An 18340-nucleotide genomic window follows, 5' to 3' on the forward strand; every position below is an offset into this window, starting at 1 on the left:
CAAACGCCCGTCCCCAGCCGGAACAAGGGCGTCGGAGCGTTACAATGAAGTTTCTTGACCAAGCCAAAATTTTTGTGAAATCCGGTGATGGCGGCGATGGTGTCGTGGCCTTCAGGCGTGAGAAGTATATTGAATTCGGCGGCCCCGATGGCGGTGACGGTGGGCGCGGCGGCCATGTGTTTTTCAAAGCCATGCCTGGCCTCAACACCTTGATTGATTTCCGCTACACCCAGCATTTCAAGGCGCGCAAAGGTGGCAACGGCGCAGGTTCAGACCGCACAGGTCGTGGGGCGGAGGACGTTGTTATTGAAGTGCCCGTGGGCACCCAACTTCTTGAGGAAGATCGCACCACCCTGATTGCCGACCTGGACAAGCCTGGCAAAACCATTCGCCTGTGCCGGGGCGGTGATGGCGGCTTTGGCAATGCGCGTTTCAAGACCAGCACCAACAGGGCACCGCGCCGGGCTGACAAAGGCCACCCTGGCGAGGAGCGCTGGCTTTGGCTGCGCCTCAAGCTCATTGCTGACATTGGCTTGGTGGGACTGCCCAATGCGGGCAAATCCACGTTCCTTTCCGTTGTTTCCAATGCGCGCCCTAAAATCGCCGACTACCCCTTCACCACCCTCCACCCCCAACTTGGTGTGGTGCAGCCTGACCATGGCGCTGAATTTGTGGTGGCTGACATCCCAGGCTTGATTGAAGGCGCCAGTGAAGGCACAGGGCTTGGGGACCGCTTCCTGGGCCATGTGGAGCGCTGCGCTGCCCTCCTCCACCTGGTAGATGGCACTGACGAAAACTGCGTGGAGAACTGGCGCACCATCCGCCGCGAACTTCAAGCCTACGACCCAGCCCTGGCCGCTAAGGGGGAAGTGCTTGTCCTCAACAAATGCGACAGCCTGACACCTGAAGAAGCGCAGGAACGCCAAAAAGCCCTTGAAGAGGCTTCAGGCCAGAAAGTCCACCTGCTTTCTGGCGTCAGCCGTGAAGGCCTGCCTGAACTGCTTTCCTTATTGGGGCAGATGGTGGAAGCGGAACGTGCCAAGCACCTCCCCCTGGAGGTGGAGGAAGCTGAAGAGCTTTTGGCTGATCCCCGCCCCCATGTGCAGCTTGACGAACCCCATGATGGTGAGGCCGCCCAACAGTGACCACCGACCAACAAGGGCCCGCAAGCCAATCACAAAGCGCAGTTGAGGGCTGGCGCGCGGGGCAGCGCATCGTCATTAAGCTGGGCAGCGCCCTGATGGTGGACGGGCAGACGCGCGCCATCCGCCATGATTGGCTCAACAGTGTTTGCGCCGACATCAAAGCCCTGCGGGCGCGCGGCACTGAAACCGTCATCGTTTCCTCAGGGGCCATTGCCTTAGCACGCCGCCAAATGGGCCTGCTGGATGGCCGCCCTACCTTGGCTGAAAAACAGGCTTTGGCAGCCATTGGGCAGATTGGCCTTTACCGTGCCTGGCAGGAGGCCCTGGGCCAGCATGGGCTGGTGGCAGCGCAATTCCTGTTAACGCCTGGCGACACGGAGAACCGCCGCCGGCACCTCAACGCGCGCAGCGCCCTTGAGGCCACCTTGGCCATGGGCGCCGTGCCTGTCATCAATGAAAATGACGCCCTCAGCGTTACAGAGCAGCGCTTTGGCGACAATGACCGCCTTGGCGCACGCGTGGCTCAAATGGCCAGCGCCAGCACCCTGGTGCTGTTTTCAGACATTGAAGGTTTGTTCACTGCCGACCCCCGCACCCATGAGGATGCTGCCCATATCCCCGTGGTGGCGCGCCTGGATGAGCGCATTATGGATATGGGCGGCGCACCCCCGCCTGGCTTCTCCACGGGGGGTATGCACACTAAGCTTTTGGCAGCGCGCATCGCTACCCGGGCAGGCACGGAGATGATCATCGCTGACGGCCGCGCCCCCCACCCTCTCCAAAGGCTGGAAGACGGGGAACGCTGCACACGCTTCTTGCCTGACATCCATGCTGGCACAGCGCGCAAGCGCTGGATTGCGGGTGTGCTATCGCCTGAGGGTAGCCTGACGTTGGATGAGGGCGCTCTTGCCGCCATTAGGGAAGGGGCCTCCCTGCTGCCCATTGGGGTGCGTTCTGTGGGGGGGCATTTCAAGCGTGGTGATGTGGTGGCGCTTCTCAACCACCATGGCAAAGCCATTGGCCGTGGGGTAGCTGAATACAGTTCCAAGGATGCCCAAATCCTGATGGGCCACCGGCTGGAGGAAATGGACAGCCTCCTGGGCTATCATGGGCGCAATGCTTTGATGGATCACAACAGCATTATTCTGGACAGCTGACCCCGTTCCCCCTCAGGCCCTCTGCCCAACTGTGCGGCCAAGCAGGGGATGGGACTGTTGTGCTGGGGCTTTGCGCCCTCACATGCCAAGGGCGCGCCGGTAAAGGTCGAGGAGGGTTTCCTGCTCCTCAATCTCCGCCGGCTCCTGCTTGCGCATACGGATGAGCTGCTTCATCACCTTGACGTCAAAACCAGCTGACTTGGCTTCAGCGAAAATATCCTTGATGTCATCGCTGAGCGCTTTGCGCTCCTCCTCCAAGCGCTCAACGCGTTCAATGAGGGAGCGAAGGCGGTCAGCGGCAATCCCCCCCGTTGCTGCGGGGCCTGTGGCGGCTTTACTCGTTGCTGTGCCCTGGGGGGCGTCACCACCCATGCCGACATCCATCATGGCTTGTCCATCTCCCAATCATTCATGTTCGCTCTGTAATTGGCCGCCCTTAAACCATGGCTTGGGTGGCGCTGGCACCTTACATAACTTTTCAGCGCAGGGTTGGGCAGGGGCGCCACCATGAAAAGACCGCTTGACGCATGATTATGCAGGCTTATCCCCCCTTCGCCCACAGGCCCATGGTCACGCATGGCGTGGACAGATAAACTGCCCCAAGACCTGCTGGAGAAGCCCCATGAACGCACCACCCACCACCACTCCCTCTGGAGGAAATCACCCCACCCCAGCAGGGAATGGGCCATCCACAGCCATTGCACCGGTGGATGTTGTGCTGTTTGGCGCCACAGGCGATCTGGCGCACCGCAAGCTTCTTCCTGCTTTGCTCAGGCAGTTCAAGCGCGGGCAAATATCCCCCCAAACGCGCATAAGGGGTGCTGCCCTGCAGGATGTTAGCCTGGACGATTACCGCCACAGCGTGCGCAAGGCCTTGTGGCGTTTCGCGCCTGAAGCGGCCGCCGACAGCAGCGTTTTGGAGGACTTCATCAACCTGATTTCCTACCAACCCATCAACGCCGCCCAGTATGGCGCTGATTGGGAGGCGCTGGCAGCATTCCTCAATCAACACCCCCAGCGCAGCCGGCTGTTCTACTTCTCCACAGCGCCGCGCCTTTATGAGACGATGGCGGCCAACCTTTCCAAAGCTGGCCTCATCACCCCTCAGTCACGCGTTGTGCTTGAAAAACCCATTGGGACAAACGCTGAATCGGCAGCCCGCATCAATAACGGTGTGGGAACACATTTCACGGAAAACCAGATATTCCGCATTGACCATTACCTCGGCAAGGAAACAGTGCAGAACATCCTGGCGCTGCGTTTCGCCAACCCTATGATCGCCAGCGTTTGGTCAAGCCAGTTCATCGCCTCTGTGGAAATCACGGCCGCTGAGACGGTTGGCGTGGAGGAACGCGCTGACTATTATGATTCAACAGGCGCTGCCCGCGACATGCTGCAAAACCACCTATTGCAGATTCTGGCACTGGTGGCCATGGACCAGCCCACGTCACTTGAAGGCAACGCTGTGCGCGATGCTAAGGTTGCCGCCCTTAAGGCGCTGCGGCCCTGGGGGGAGGGTGAGGAGCTGTGCCGACAGGTCGCAGCCCACACCGTGCGTGGCCAGTATGGTCCTGGTACGGTCGATGGCAAAGCTGTTCCAGGCTATGTGGAGGAGTTAGGCCACCCAAGCCAAACAGAAACATGCGCCATCATGGGCGCTTATGTGGACACACCACGCTGGCGCAATGTGCCTTTCTATCTGCGCACCCTCAAGCGCGCTCATGAGAAATGCAGCGAAATCATCCTGACCTTCCGCCCAGACTGCAACAGCCTGTTCAAAAACGCTGCTACCCCTGGCCAGGCTGTGGCGCCAGCGCCTGACAGGCTCATCCTGCGCTTGCAGCCTGATGAGGGCATCAGCTTGTCGCTACAGGTGCGCAACCCAGAAGCCCCCCACGGCGCAACAGGCACTGCCACCTTAATGCAGCTTGTGCTGTCTGCCCCTTACCGCGCGCCCCACAGCGACCGCATTGCTGATTCCTACGAAAAGCTCCTTCTGGATGCAGCCCATGGCGACCCAGCCCTGTTCGTGCGGCGTGATGAGGTGGAGGCGGCCTGGGCCTGGATAGAGCCAGTCCTGCAATGCTGGGCGGCTGAAAACACCCCCCCCATGGTCACTTACCCAGCTGGCGGCGCTGGCCCTGGGCTGCCGGTCCTGCAGCCATGACCACGAAGCCAACCACCCCTAGCGCCCAGGCTGCCGGCCAAGGGGGCCGCACCAAACGCCCGCTGAGGGGGCGTTCCTTCAAGCGGCATCTGCTCATCCGCTTGGCCATGATGTTGCCAGTGGCCCTCATCTTGGTGGTGGGGTCACGCACAGGGCTGCTTGATGAAGTCCAAGACAGGCTGACCTTCAAGCAGGCCAGTTGGTTTGACAACACGGCCCTGACCAACCATCTGCGTCTTGTGGCGCGGCGCCACCACCTCACAACATTGCCAGCCCATTGCCTGGTGCCCCTCATCAATACGGTTGGGGCGCGCAACCAAGAACTGGCCAATGACACCGTGTTTGAAATCATGGGGCGCCATGGCCATGACTGCCCAGGCCAGCCAGGGGCGGAGATGCTGTTCCGCTTGCGCGTCAACCGCCTTGGCAGGTTGATCTTCACTGATGCAGGCCATCCTGGCCAGTTCACCCCCCTGCTCCCCTAAAAGTCCAACCAAGGTGAAGGCATTTTCCTTGACTTTAAACCTTGTAAAATGCCATTTTGGCGCGGCCAGATAGCCGGGCGACCGCTGCAGTCACCACTGCAGAGGAAAGTCCGGGCTCCACGGAAGAACGGTGCCGGCTAACAGCCGGCGGGGGTGACCCCAGGGACAGTGCCACAGAAACGAGACCGTCTGCCTGCTTGCCGCACGCCTTCAAAAGCTGCGCCAGGCCCATAGGCCGACAAGGGTGAAACGGCGCGGTAAGAGCGCACCGCAGCCCTGGCAACAAGGCTGGTCATGGTAAACCCCACCGGGAGCAAGACCGAATAGGAACGGCAGGCCCACAAAGCCAGAAGCTCTTTCGCTTCGCTGTTCGGGTTGGTCGCGTGAGGCGGTTTGTGAGAACCGTCCCAGATGAATGGTCGCCCCACCCCTTTGGGGGTAGGACAGAACCCGGCTTACAGGCTGTCTGGCCTTTGTTCTGCACGCCACTTCTGGCAAGTATCAAGCGGTGTTTTATTTCATTTCCGAAACAGATTGCCCTTGCGCACCATGTCTGCAAGGGGGCTTGACAAGAAAATCATAAAATTGCCAGCTTTGCTTTGACGTTTCCCCTCCAGGCTGTTATGGCCGGTAAAGAGCCAATTTCAACGAACGCCCTGTGCGTTCCACAAAATTGACTATTGTTCCAGGCACACTTTTTTCTGTGCGTGCAGCTTGCCTGCAACGGAAGTAAGCCTGGTGGATCTTTACCGCCCAACACCCAGCAGGAGGGCCCCCCACATGGATAATGCCGCAGCCCTTCTGCCCAGCAGGCCTTTGGTTGGCGCTCCAGCCAACCCTGCAGAAAAGGCCCAGCCCTGGCTGGCACGTGCCCAGGCTGCCCAAGGCCACTTCCCTGTCATGCTGCCTGAAGTGGTAGCGGCTTTACAGCCGCGCCCTGGTGGCCGTTACTTGGACGCCACTTTTGGGGGTGGTGGTTACAGCACAGCCATTCTAGATGCAGCCACCCAAGGCGCCCAAGGGGCTGACGTGCACGCTATAGACCGCGACCCTGGCGCCATCAGCCGGGGCCAGGTTTTGGCCAAGCAACGGGAGGAGGCTGGCTTTCCAGGCCAGTTGCACCTGCACCAGGGCAGCTTCAGCGCCATGAAGGAGCTGGCCGGCGCTTACGGCCCCTTTGATGGCATCGTGCTGGATCTTGGGGTGTCCTCTTTCCAGATAGACCAGGCTGAGCGGGGGTTCTCCTTCCGCCAAGATGGACCCCTTGACATGAGGATGGGGGAAACCGGTCCCACAGCTTCTGACATCGTCAATACGGCCAGCGAGGAACGGTTGGCTGACATCCTCTACCATTATGGAGAGGAGAAACGCTCACGCCGGGTGGCGCGCGCTTTGGTGGAGGCCCGCTCCACAGCACCCATAACGACCACAGCGCGCTTGGCTGACATCATCCGCAGCGCTGTCCCGCGTGAGCGTGCAGGCTTTGACCCCGCCACGCGCTCCTTCCAGGGGTTGCGCATTGCCGTCAACGATGAGCTGGGAGAGCTAGAGCGCGCCCTCCAAGATGCACCGACCATGCTTGCCCCAGGGGGGCGGCTGGTAGTGGTGAGCTTCCACTCCCTTGAGGACAGGCTGGTCAAGAAGGCGTTCGCAGCCCTTTCAGGGCGGGTGGCGCGCACTAACCGCCATGCGCCGCCACAAGCTGTGCAAAACCAAGGTGAAGCGCCGTTCAAGCCTGCGCACAGCAAGCCTGTTCTGCCTTCAAATGATGAAACCACACTTAATCCGCGTTCGCGTAGCGCGCGCCTGCGCTGCCTGGAGCGGCGCAGCAGCACGGTACAAGGGAAGAAGGGGGAACGGTCATGAGCAACCGTCTCACCATAGGGGCAGCAACACTGGCGGCGGTGATTGGGCTTGTTCTGTACCTCAAGAAGCAAGACACCCAGAACTTGGAACGCACCGTCGCGCAGACCATCCATGAAACCCACCAGGTTCAAGAACACACAGCCCTGCTGCGTGCGCAGTGGGCGTTGCTTAACCAGCCAGACCGCCTTGACGCGCTCTCCAAGCAAGTGTTGCCAGGCTTGCATGAACTGAACCCCAGGCAGTTTGTTCGCCTTGACCGTGTGGCGGCCATGCTGCCCCCAGCCCTTCACCAGCCTGAGCGGGCACAGATAGTCGCTGTAGCTGGTCCCACTGCTTCCGTTGCCCCTGTTGGGGTGGAAGCACCCGTTCAGACTGCAGACCATGCGCTGCCCCATGCCATGGTCCCTGTACATGCTCCTGAACCCGAATTGCCGCTTGAGAATGCCACCGCCACCCAGCCCAAGCCCACTTTAGTAGCGGCTGTGCTCCCTCACCACCATCCGCTCATGGCTGCCGCCACTCCAGCGCCCATTCACCACCACACAAGGCCCGCCCTGCATGAAGTCGCAGCGCGCGCCCCCAGCAGCCTGAGTTTGCGCCCCGCTGTGCAGCACGCCGTGCGTCCTGCGCGCCATGACCTCTTCACAGCTCCCCACCATGCTGTAGGGAAGCTGGAGCAGGCACGCATGGGCAGCCAGCATGTTCAGCATATCATGGCCATGCCCCATAAGGTGGTCCACCAGCGCGCCACACCAAGCCTGGCCAACGCTGTAGGTTCGCTTTCAGCAAATCCCAGCCACAGTGTGGAGCGTCCCCATGCCTCAAGGCACATCCCCGCGGCACCTGCGCCAGCGCTCAACACGGTTTCATGGCAGCCCCACCATAACCAGCCCCTGCCAGCCCCTGTTCCCCTGGCTGATTAAGTGCACCCTGCCTTCAGGACCAGCCACCCCTCATGACAGAGCGCCCTCCTCACCCCCCTACCCCTTTACCGCCATGGGCTGGGCCTGATCCTTACCAACCAGCCCCTTTCCAGGGCACGGGCGCGCCGCCACCCAACAGCGCCACCCTTTTTGCCGGGGTGCAGCTGTCCCAATGGCTGCAGCGTGCCCACACACGCCTTCTGTTTGTGTGTTGCGGTTTTGGCGTGCTTTACCTGGCCTTGGCCACCAAGGCGTTCATGGCAACGGTTGGCCACCCTTTGGCACCCCAACCCAACCAGTTGCGCCAGCAAGTGCCGGCCATTCCGCACAGCGACCCAACAGGGGCACTGAGTGATGTCCTCACCATGCCCCATGTGCACCGCGCCACCATCACGGACCGCAACGGCCAGGCCTTGGCCCTTTCGTTGCCTGTGGCACAGCTTTACGCCAACCCCCAGGAGATTGACGCTGCCGCTGATGCTGATGACGTCGCCAGGCGCGTCCATGCCATCCTGCCTGACAGCACGCGCCTGCCTGACCTGCAGCGCCATTTGCGCGACACAAAAAAACGTTTTGCCTACTTGGCGCGCAACATCTCCCTAGCGCAGGAAAAGGCCATCAATGACCTTGGCGTGCCTGGCCTCTATTTTGAGGAAGGCGAGCAGCGCCACTATCCCTTGGGCAAAACGGCCTCCCATGTCATGGGTGGGGTGGATGTGGACAGCCACGGCATCGCTGGGGTGGAGAAGTATTTTGACCAGCGCCTGACCTCAGACCCCACCCCGCTGCGCCTTTCCATTGATGCGCGCATCCAAAGCGTCATGCGTGACGAGTTGGCAGCCACCATGGACAACTTCCAGGCCATCGGCGCTGCCGCCGTTTTGATGGATGTACGCACTGGCGAGCTGATCGCCATGGTCAGCCTGCCTGATTACGATGCTAACGATTTCGGGCATTTGGGCGCCTTCGTTGGCGCTGACCATGACAAGCGCTTCAACCGCGTCATCACAGGTCTTTACGAGCCTGGATCCACCTTCAAGCTACAAACAGCAGCCATGGCGCTGGACAGTGGTGTTGTGCACATTTGGGACAGGTTCTGCACCATTCCCATCCATGTGGGGCGGTTCAAGATCTCTGACCTTAAAACAGACCATTTTGCCCCTTACCTGGCGCTGCCCAGCGTTTTGGCGCATTCCTCCAACCCGGCAGCGGCGCACATTGCCCTTGACGTGGGGCCAGAACGCCAGCAGGCCTGGCTGCGCACGCTGGGTTTCCTCGATAAAGTGCCGGTAGAATTGCCAGGCGCAGCCCACCCTATTGCCCCTAGCCCAGCACGGTGGAGTGCCGTCTCCACCATGACGATTGGCTTTGGCCATGGTGTTGCCCTCAGCCCTTTGGCCATCGTGCGGGGCCTGGCGGCAGCAGGCAATGGTGGCATCCTGGTCAAGCCAACGCTGCTGGCCCACGACACCCTGCCTGATGACAACACCGTGCCTGAAGGACCACGCGTCATGCAGCCCTCCACATCTGATATGCTGCGCCGCATCCTGCGGTTGGACGTGACCCATGGCACGGGGCGCAGGGGGGAAAGCGTGGGCTACCTGGTGGGAGGCAAAACAGGCACCGCCGAGAAAATCGGCGCTAATGGGCGCTACCTAAAGCATGTCAACATCACCGCTTTTACGGGTATGTTCCCCATGAATGCACCGCGCTACGCGCTTTACGTCATGCTAGACGCCCCCCATGGCACAGCGGCCACCCATGGCTACACCACAGCGGGGTGGATTGCAGCGCCGCTGTTCTCCCAAATGGTCAGGCGTGTGGCCCCTATGCTGGGCATGTTGCCTGAAACCCCTGAACACGCTGCCCAGCTGGACGCCAAGCTGAGCCTGCCGCTTGACCCTACCCCGCCGCGGGGCACGCGCCCCTTAGGGCCAGGCAACGATCCTGGCCTGGCGTGGCTCAATAGAGGTGGGCACCCCAAGCGCCACCCCACCAAGGAGGGCGCCAAAGGCAGCAGGAAGACGCCATGAGGGGCCCAGGATAAAAAGCCGCCGCTGGCCTGGACATGTCAGACCCAGCGCGCCCTACCCCTTGTTGCACCACTGAGGCCCACCGACCATGAAACCTGCCCTGCCCCCTTTGACCCCTGCCCTGGCGCCTGAAGTCCTTGAACGCCTCCCTGCCGTGACGGCAGACAGCCGTACAGTCACTCCTGGCGGCGTTTTTGTGGCATTGCCGGGCGCCCACCATAATGGCAGCGCTTTCATCCCCCAGGCGCTTGCAGCAGGTGCGCGCTTGGTGGTGGCAGACCCAGCCAGTGTTGAAGCTTTCAAGGCCACGCACCCTGACGCGCCCCTCCACAGCTGCCCTGACCCAGCACGCTGGCTTGCCCTCATGGCAGAGGAGCTAGCGCGGCGCCACCAAGGGCCGGCCCCTGACTGCGTGGTGGCGGTGACGGGCACCAATGGCAAAACCAGCACAGCTGACTTCCTGCGCCAGCTTTGGAAACGGGAGGGTTTGACTGCAGCCAGCATTGGCACCTTGGGTTTGGTTAGTGACGTAGCACTGCCAGCGCCACCTGCCCTGACCACGCCAGACGCCGTTTCCATGGCAAGTGCCCTGCACGATTTGGCTCAGGCCGGCGTCAACCATGTTGTGGTGGAGGCCTCCTCCCATGGGTTGGCGCAACGCCGTCTGGATGGCGTACCCCTGAAGGGGGCTGGGTTTACCAACCTCACCCGTGACCACTTGGATTACCATGGTACGATGGCGGATTACGGCACGGCCAAAATGCGCCTTTTCGACACACTCCTCCCACCAGGGGCTGTGGCAGCCGCCGTCACCGCGCTCGAAGGGGCGTGGCTTGAGCGCCTGCGCGCTACCGCACAAAGCCGGGGGCTGCATTGGCGCCTGGTGGGGGAACGTTCCAAGGGGGGGGAACGCCCCTGGCTGGAAGTGCTGGAGGCCATGCCTGAACCAGGCGGCCAGCGCGTCCAGCTGGCGTGGCAAGGTAAGGCGCTGCCCCCCTTCCTTTTCCCGGTGCCAGGACGTTTCCAGCTGGACAACGCCTTGCTGGCCTTGGCGCTGTGCGCGCCAGCAGGGACTGGGGAGGGCACCGTCAAGCGCCTGGTTGGGCATTTGGAGCACCTCAAAGGGGTGCCGGGGCGCTGCGAATGCTGCGCCATGCTGCCTCAGGGCGCTGGTGCTAGCCCAGCTGCCCTTTATGTTGATTATGCCCACACCCCTGACGCCCTTGAAAAAGTCCTGGACAGTTTGCGGCCCCACGTAGCCCCTGGTGGGCGGCTTTGGGTTGTGCTGGGTGCTGGCGGCGACCGTGACCGTGGCAAGCGGCCCTTGATGGGCGCTGCGGCTGTGCGTGGGGCTGATGGCGTCATCATCACCGATGACAACCCACGCCATGAGGATCCTGCAGCCATCCGCCAAGCTGTGCTTGAAGGGGCGCTGGCTGAACGGGCCGCTCAGCACCAAAGCAAACTCATTCATGAAGTGGCCGGCCGCGCCCAGGCCCTACAACAAGCTGTGGCGGGGCTTGGCCCTGGGGATGTGCTGCTTGTGGCCGGCAAAGGCCACGAGAAGGGCCAAATCATTGGTGACGAAGTGCACCCTTTTGACGACCGCGCCCTCACAGCGGCGCTGGCCCACGCGCAGGCCCTCCAAAGCAACGCCCCTCCCGCCAATCCAACAGGAGAACAGCCATGAAGGCCTCCACCACTGCCGTGCCTGCCAATCTGCAGCCCTTATGGCGCGCTGGGGAATTGGCTCAGGCTGTGGGGGGGCAATGGCAACCTGGCGCCTTCCAGGCTAGTCCTGAACAGGCGGCGGCTGGCTGCGTTGCCATTGACAGTCGCACCATCAGCCAGCCAACCCCTGGGGAGGTTGGCGCCCTTTTTGTGGCTTTGAGGGGGGCGACTGATGGTCACCGCTTCATCAGGAAAGCCCTTGAAAACGGCGCTTGCTGCATTGTGGCTGACAACGCTGACACCATCCAGGCTGATGGCACCCCCCTGACGGCAGCGGAACGAGCGCGCCTTTTACTGGTGGGTGACACTTTCAAAGCGCTTGAGGACCTGGGGCGTTATGCTAGGGCGCGTTTCCAGGGGCAGATGGTGGCCGTGACAGGCAGCGTTGGCAAAACCACCGTCAAAACCATGATGGCCCTTGCGCTGGAAGGGGCAGCCCAGGCAACCGGCGCGGGTCCTGGGGGGGTCCATGCGGCTAAAGCCTCCTTCAACAACCACCTAGGCGTGCCGCTGACACTGGCCAACATGCCCCCAACCGCCCGTTACGCAGTGTGTGAGATCGGCATGAACCACCCAGGGGAAGTTTTCCCCCTGGCTGCTATGGTTAAGCCTGACGTGGCTATCATCACCAATATCGGCACGGCTCATCTCGGCAACATGGGCAGCCAGAAGGCCATCGCTGAAGAAAAAGCAGCGCTTTTCCAAACGCTTGACACCAGCCGCCCTGGGCCGAAGGCTGCAATCTTCCCTCTGGAAACGCCCTGCGCTGATGTGCTTCTGGCTGCGGTGCCAAAAGGTGTGGCCAGCATAGGGCTGGTGGCGGGTAAAGCCACAGCGCCCGATGGCCTGCGCCCAACCCATAATGTGGTGCTGTCACATTTGGTGGAAAGCGCCACAGGCAGCCATGGCACGTTGAATGCGCCAAGCTGGCACGCAGATCTGCCTGGGTTGGCTGTGAACACGCCTGGCCGCCACCTTCTAGAAGACGCCGCCTTGGTGGGGTGTGCACTGCTGGGGCTTGGGCTGGCAGGGGCGGTTTTAGATAGCGCTTTGAGGGCGCTATCCACATTCAACCCAGGCCGTGGGCGTGGTGCCGTGGTAGCGCTACCCTCAGGGGTGAGCGTGATTGACGAAAGCTACAACGCCTCTGGCCCCAGCGTGCGCGCAGCCCTGAGCGCGCTGCGGCTGCGTGTTGATGAGAATGGGGGTGCCGGCCGTGCCGTGGCGGCCCTTGGCGACATCCGCGAACTGGGCGTTTTCAGCGCAGCGGAGCACAAGGGCCTCGCCAGTGCTGTGCAGGGGGCAGGGGTGTTGGCCTTCTGCTGCGGTCCCGGTATGCGGCACCTTTATGATGCTCTCCCCCCTGAACTCCAGGGGGGGTGGGCTGAGACCCCGCAGGAACTGGCCCACAGCGCAGCCCCAATCCTGCAGCCCCATGACATTGTTCTGGTCAAAGGCAGCAATGGTTCACGCATGGACCAGTTCACCGCCACGCTGGCAGCCCTCCTGGCCTCTTTGCCGCCACCAGGTTAAAGAGCCCGCCATCTCCTGACCACCCAGCCAAGCAGAAAGCCCACACCTGATGTTCTATTACCTGTTCGATAACCAAGATGTTGGTCACGGCGGCCTGATCAACCTGATGCACTACATCACGTTCCGCGCTGGCTGCGCCTGCCTCACAGCGCTGGTGGTGGCGCTGGCCATCGGCCCTGCCGTCATCAGAGTGCTCAAGCGCATTCAGCGCGATGGCCAGCCCATCAGGGCGGTGGGGCCTGAACGCCACCTGACAGAAAAAGCAGGCACCCCCACCATGGGCGGCATCATCATCTTGGCAGCGCTCACAGTGGCAACAGTGCTGTGGGGTGACTGGGGGGATGGGTTCGTTTGGGCCTGCCTGCTGACGACTTTGGGCTTTGGCGCTGTTGGCTTCATGGACGATTACGCTAAGCTAGCGCAACGCAGCAGCGCTGGGCTTTCTAAGAAAACACGCTTGGGGGCGGAGTTCGCGCTCTCCATTACGGCCTGCTGGTGGATGCAGCATATCACGCCACCTGAAATCGCTAGCGCCATCGCCTTTCCCTTCGCCAAAAGCCTCCTTTTACCGCTAGGCGTTCTGTTCCCGCTGTGGGGCAGCGTCATCATCACGGGTTTTGGCAATGCTGTGAACCTGACGGATGGCCTTGACGGCCTGGCCACCGTTCCCGTCATCATTACCTCCATGGTGTTTGCGCTCATCACCTACATGGTGGGCAACCATGTTTTCGCTGACTACCTGCAGCTGCACCATGTTCCCGGCACAGGCGAACTGGCGGTGTTCCTGGCGGCCCTCATTGGGGCGTGCTTGGGTTTTCTCTGGTACAACGCCCCCCCTGCCCAGGTATTCATGGGCGATACAGGGTCCCTGGCGTTGGGGGCAGCGTTGGGTTCTGTGGCTGTGGCCGTCAAGCATGAGCTCGTCCTGTGCCTTGTGGGGGGCCTTTTTGTGGTGGAGACGCTCTCCGTCATCATTCAGGTCATGTGGTTCAAGCGCACAGGCAAGCGCGTTTTCTTGATGGCGCCGCTGCATCACCATTTCGAAAAGCTGGGTTGGTCTGAACCCAAGATCGTCATCCGCTTCTGGATTATCTCCTTTGTGCTGGGCCTTTGCGGCCTGGCCACACTCAAGCTGCGCTGAGAGCCACCATGACCGCTGAACACCCAGCCCTTGCCACAGGGGCTTTCCCTGAAAACCTCCTGGCTGGGCAGCGCTTCGCTGTCTTGGGGCTGGGGGCCAATGGCCGCGCCAGCGCCGCTGCCCTTCTGGCCATGGGGGCTGAAGTGGTGGCGTGGGATGATTCACTTGAGGAAGGGGAAGCCCAGGGCAGGTCTGAAAAAGCGGCCCAGGCTCTGCCAGCACACCCGCATTTACGCGTGGCCCCGCTGGCTGAGGGGGAACTAGCTGGCTGCGGCGCGCTCATCATGTCGCCCGGCATTCCCCACCACTTGCCCGCCCCCCACAAAACAGCCCTTTTGGCCCGCAAGCTAGGGGTGCCCCTGCTCTCTGACGCTGAAATGCTGTACCGCGCTGTGCGCGCTGCTGGTTCCAAAGCGCGCTTTGTGGCTGTGACGGGCACGAACGGCAAATCCACCACCACAGCGCTGGCTGCCCACCTTTTGGCTGAAGGCGGCTTGCCGGTGGCGGCGGGGGGCAACCTTGGGCCGGCGGCGCTGGCTTTGCCATTGCTGCCAGACAAGGGCGTCTACGTCATTGAGATGTCATCCTACATGCTGGAGCGCCTGGAAAGCTTCAAGGCAGACGTGGCCATCATGCTCAACCTGACGCCAGACCACCTAGACCGTCATGGCGACATGGCAGGCTATGAAGCAGCCAAGTTCCATGTCGTGGACAATATGGACAGAACGGGCCTTGTCTTGGCAGGCGAAAACGCACCTGAAGCCCCCTGGGTAGCCAGGCTGGCGGAACGGCTGGGGCAGGAGGGGCAGCCACCGCGTTTCCTGAGCGCACCTACCCTCCACCCCCCTTTGCCGGGGGAGGCACCGATGCTGCCAGGCCTGCACAACGCCCAGAACATCTGGGCAGCACAGCAAGCGGCGGGTTTCCTGGGGGTAAAGCCCCAAGACCAGGCCAAGGGTGTGCGGGGGTTCACGGGGCTTGCGCACCGCCTCAAGCTTATCAAAGACTTTGTGGGGGAAGGCCCCCACGGCCCTGCCAACGTCCGCTTTGTTGATGACAGCAAAGGCACCAACGCTGAAGCCACCGCCCATGCCCTCAAAGCTTTCCCACGCGTGATGTGGATTGCTGGCGGCATGGCCAAGGCGGGGGGCATAGAAGCGCTGCTCCCCCTCATGGGGCATGTTGGGCACGCGTTCCTGATTGGGCGGGACGCCCCCTTGTTCGCCCAAACGCTGGAAAAGGCGGGCGTGCCTCACACCCAGTGCGGAACCCTGGAACGCGCTGTGCCCCTGGCCACGGCCCAGGCCCTGGCGGAAGGCGGTGGGGTTGTGTTGCTTTCACCAGCCACTGCCAGCTTCGACCAGTTTAGAAGCTACGTTCACAGAGGGGAGCGCTTTGGCCAGATTGTGGGTGAAACCACCGCTCGCCAACAAGGGCGGAACAAACCCCACCAAAGCACAGCAAAGGGCGGAGGGCGTTGAGCATGCTGCCAGACCGCAATGACCGTTCCCTTACGGGGCGCTGGTGGCGCAGCCTGGACCATTTCAGCCTGGGCTGCATTTTTGTGCTTCTGGGTGTAGGCTACATTCTGGTGCTGGCAGCGACACCAGCTGTGGCGCACCGCATCGGCGCTAGCAATTTCATGTTCATCACCAAGCAGTGCGCCTTTCTGGTTGTGGCGTTGCTGATTGTGCTGGGGCTTTCCATGCTCTCGGTCAAGCGCGTTCTGGTGCTGGCCTTTGGTATGGGGGCGCTCATGCTGGTTTTGACGGCCATGACGCTTCATTCGGGCATGGACATCAAGGGCGCCAAGCGCTGGATCGCCCTGCCTGTTATGTCGTTGCAGCCTTCAGAGTTCCTCAAGCCATGCTTTGCTGTGGTGGCGGCCAGGTTGCTGACCATGCGTTTTGCCGTGGCCCCTGGTGGGGGTGGGTGGTTCCTGGCCGGCTGGCGCAGGGGCCTGGCAGAGCGCCTCTACACTGCTGTGGCGCAGCGCTTAGGCCACCAAAGCCTGCCAGCCAGGCTGGGGCGCCAAATACTGCGCCCCCTAGCCGCACCCTTCCCTGGGACCCTTCTGGCGTGCGGGCTTTTTGGCATCATCCTCATGCTACTTCAAATGCAACCTGACATCGGCATGCTTTCCGTGGTGACCATGGTCTTCGCCATTCAGCTTTTCATCGATGGCCTGGCCTGGTGGCTGACAGGCACCGTAGTGGCCATGATGGTGGGGGCGTTCGTGCTGGCCTTCACCCTTTTCCCCCATGTGCATTCGCGCGTCATGCGTTTTCTCCACCCTGATAAGGGTGACCACTACCAGATCGACACCAGCCTGCGCGCTTTCGCCCATGGCGGATTTTGGGGCACAGGCCCAGGGGAGGGAACGGTGAAGAACTTCCTGCCTGACGCCCACGCCGACTTCGTCTTCGCCGTTGCTGGGGAGGAGTACGGCCTGTGGCTGTGCTTGATCATCATTGGGCTTTTTGCCGTTCTGGTCATCAGGACGTTGCTGAAGCTCATCGGCGTACGCGATCCTTTCATCATTCTGGCCACCACAGGGCTGATGGCGGGCATTGGCCTTCAGGCCTTTATCAATATGGGCTCTACCCTTCACCTCATCCCCACAAAGGGCATGACGCTGCCTTTCCTCTCCTACGGTGGCAGTTCAGCCATGGCGATCGCGCTCGCTTTTGGCATGATGCTGTCGCTGACGCGCAAACGCCCCCAGGATCACAGCCTTGATGATGATTTTGGGCCCCATGATGATGAGGCCTGGCCCATCAACCCACCCCTCCATAATGAATTGCTGTCCTTGCCGCCGCGCAGGCTGTAACGTTACGTTCCTAGCCAGTGCCAGCACGTCCAACCCTGGGCCTGCTTCCGGAGAATACGCCCTGTGACCGCCACCCCTTCCCAGGTCCCCGCCCAGTCAACAGCCCAACCTGGCAGCGCCCCGCAAGCCAATGCCGCAGTGCCCCCCACAGCGGCTTCCAGCATTGCCACTACGCTTGGGGCCTTGTTGGAGCGCAAGCTGCACAAGCCTGTTCTACTGGCAGCAGGGGGGACAGGGGGGCACCTGTTCCCTGCTGAGGCAGTGGCCGACCACCTCCAGGCCCAAGGCCATGACACCATCCTGGTAACGGACCAGCGCGCTGTCGTGCGGCCCAACAGCCCCTTTAGGCGCCCCAAGGGAGGGGTGCTGGTCCTCGGTTCGCACGGCGTGGCAGGCAAAGGGGTGCTTGGCAAAGTGCGTGGCGTTACAAGCTTGCTAAAAGCAACGCTTCAGGCGCGTGCCATCGTGCGCAGGCTCCAGCCCATATGCTGTGTGGGCTTTGGCGGCTACCCTTCCGTCCCTCCCCTGCTTTCCACCCAGCTGCTGCCCCCGTTCTGGCGACCGCCCGTCATCATCCATGAAGCCAACGCCGTCCTTGGCAAAGCCAACAGAATGCTGGCACGCTTTGCGCAGCTTGGTGCCACCTCTTTTCCAGAGGTGGCTGGCCTGCCGGTGGACGCCCACGTGGTTGAAACCGGCATGCCTGTGCGCCCCGCCATTGAGGCCTTGCTGGATGTGCCTTACGTGGCGCCCACGCCTGATGGTCCACTCAACCTGCTGGTGTGGGGGGGCTCACTAGGCGCGAAGGCCCTAACGGAGACTGTGCCCCTGGCCCTGGCCAAGCTGCCGCCTGCCCTGCGTGCGCGCCTGCGGGTGGTTCAGCAAATAGCACCTGACGCCCAGCCCAAGGCGCGGGAAGTCTATGCTAAAGCTGGCATCAAGGCGGAGTTGCACCCCTTCATCCATGACGTCCCTGGCCAACTGCGCCAGGCCCACCTGGTGGTGGGGCGCGCTGGGGGGTCTTCTGTGGCTGAGCTGGCTTTGGCGGGGCGGCCTTCCCTCATGGTGCCGTTGCCTGTCGCTGCCTCTGACGAGCAGACAGCCAATGCCAAAGCCATGATGGCGGTGGGGGCAGGCTGGATGATGCCCCAGCGTGAAATGACGCCAGACCACCTGGCCAAAACGCTTGAGGGGCTTCTCAGCCAGCCAGACACGCTGGCAGAGGCGGCCAGGCGCGCCCACAGCTTCGCCAAACCCCACGCGGCACGCCGCCTAGCTGATTTGGCCCTTGCGGCGGAACGAAGCTGAACTATGCTTTCCCCACTTTGA

The 18340-nt window shown here is 62.0% G+C and carries 14 protein-coding genes and 1 other RNA gene; 14 read left to right on the forward strand and 1 reads right to left on the reverse strand.

Features of this window, described 5'->3' with window-relative positions:
- The first annotated feature begins 44 nt into the window (after positions 1-44).
- Both obgE and proB read left to right on the forward strand, forming a co-directional pair.
- Positions 45-1145: a GTPase ObgE gene (gene obgE / locus E3E12_RS00945; protein ID WP_141442643.1), complete on the forward strand. Its 1101-nt coding sequence runs from the start codon at positions 45-47 to the stop codon at positions 1143-1145.
- A complete protein-coding gene (gene proB / locus E3E12_RS00950) occupies positions 1142-2302 on the forward strand; it encodes a glutamate 5-kinase (protein WP_408869928.1) in 1161 nt (386 codons plus the stop codon). Before obgE ends, proB begins: the two co-directional genes overlap by 4 nt.
- A 78-nt stretch (positions 2303-2380) precedes the next feature.
- Here proB and E3E12_RS00955 read toward each other — a convergent pair whose 3' ends face one another.
- Positions 2381-2674: a DUF2312 domain-containing protein gene (locus tag E3E12_RS00955; RefSeq protein ID WP_141443971.1), complete on the reverse strand. Its 294-nt coding sequence runs from the start codon at positions 2672-2674 to the stop codon at positions 2381-2383.
- 250 nt (positions 2675-2924) lie between these two features.
- Here E3E12_RS00955 and zwf point away from each other — a divergent pair, with 250 nt between their 5' ends.
- The 12 genes from zwf to murG all read left to right on the forward strand — a co-directional run bounded on the left by zwf (position 2925) and on the right by murG (position 18319).
- Positions 2925-4469, forward strand: a complete 1545-nt coding sequence (gene zwf / locus E3E12_RS00960) for a glucose-6-phosphate dehydrogenase (RefSeq protein WP_141442644.1) — start codon at positions 2925-2927, stop codon at positions 4467-4469.
- Positions 4466-4954 carry a hypothetical protein gene (locus E3E12_RS00965; RefSeq protein WP_240810527.1) on the forward strand — a complete coding sequence of 163 codons (489 nt, stop codon included), beginning with the start codon at positions 4466-4468 and terminating at the stop codon, positions 4952-4954. The genes zwf and E3E12_RS00965 overlap by 4 nt, the downstream gene beginning before the upstream one ends.
- Before the next feature lie 65 nt (positions 4955-5019).
- Positions 5020-5428, forward strand: an RNA gene (gene rnpB / locus E3E12_RS00970) — RNase P RNA component class A.
- Between the two features lie 306 nt (positions 5429-5734).
- Positions 5735-6820 carry a 16S rRNA (cytosine(1402)-N(4))-methyltransferase RsmH gene (gene rsmH / locus E3E12_RS00975; protein WP_141442645.1) on the forward strand — a complete coding sequence of 362 codons (1086 nt, stop codon included), beginning with the start codon at positions 5735-5737 and terminating at the stop codon, positions 6818-6820.
- A complete protein-coding gene (ftsL, locus tag E3E12_RS00980) occupies positions 6817-7743 on the forward strand; it encodes a cell division protein FtsL (RefSeq protein ID WP_141442646.1) in 927 nt (308 codons plus the stop codon). The genes rsmH and ftsL overlap by 4 nt, the downstream gene beginning before the upstream one ends.
- A 32-nt stretch (positions 7744-7775) precedes the next feature.
- A complete protein-coding gene (locus E3E12_RS00985) occupies positions 7776-9776 on the forward strand; it encodes a peptidoglycan D,D-transpeptidase FtsI family protein (protein ID WP_141442647.1) in 2001 nt (666 codons plus the stop codon).
- A gap of 88 nt (positions 9777-9864) precedes the next feature.
- A complete protein-coding gene (locus E3E12_RS00990; protein WP_141442648.1) occupies positions 9865-11466 on the forward strand; it encodes a UDP-N-acetylmuramoyl-L-alanyl-D-glutamate--2,6-diaminopimelate ligase in 1602 nt (533 codons plus the stop codon).
- Positions 11463-13040: a UDP-N-acetylmuramoyl-tripeptide--D-alanyl-D-alanine ligase gene (locus tag E3E12_RS00995; RefSeq protein WP_141442649.1), complete on the forward strand. Its 1578-nt coding sequence runs from the start codon at positions 11463-11465 to the stop codon at positions 13038-13040. Before E3E12_RS00990 ends, E3E12_RS00995 begins: the two co-directional genes overlap by 4 nt.
- A 49-nt stretch (positions 13041-13089) precedes the next feature.
- Positions 13090-14181, forward strand: a complete 1092-nt coding sequence (gene mraY / locus E3E12_RS01000) for a phospho-N-acetylmuramoyl-pentapeptide-transferase (protein ID WP_141442650.1) — start codon at positions 13090-13092, stop codon at positions 14179-14181.
- Between the two features lie 8 nt (positions 14182-14189).
- Positions 14190-15662: a UDP-N-acetylmuramoyl-L-alanine--D-glutamate ligase gene (gene murD / locus E3E12_RS01005; RefSeq protein ID WP_141442651.1), complete on the forward strand. Its 1473-nt coding sequence runs from the start codon at positions 14190-14192 to the stop codon at positions 15660-15662.
- Positions 15663-15664: 2 nt separating this feature from the next.
- Positions 15665-17011: an FtsW/RodA/SpoVE family cell cycle protein gene (locus tag E3E12_RS01010; RefSeq protein ID WP_141442652.1), complete on the forward strand. Its 1347-nt coding sequence runs from the start codon at positions 15665-15667 to the stop codon at positions 17009-17011.
- Between the two features lie 63 nt (positions 17012-17074).
- Positions 17075-18319, forward strand: a complete 1245-nt coding sequence (gene murG / locus E3E12_RS01015; protein ID WP_240810528.1) for an undecaprenyldiphospho-muramoylpentapeptide beta-N-acetylglucosaminyltransferase — start codon at positions 17075-17077, stop codon at positions 18317-18319.
- Positions 18320-18340: the final 21 nt, after the last annotated feature.

It is taken from the genome of Formicincola oecophyllae, assembly GCF_006542395.2.
Classification (GTDB): Bacteria; Pseudomonadota; Alphaproteobacteria; order Acetobacterales; family Acetobacteraceae; genus Formicincola; species Formicincola oecophyllae.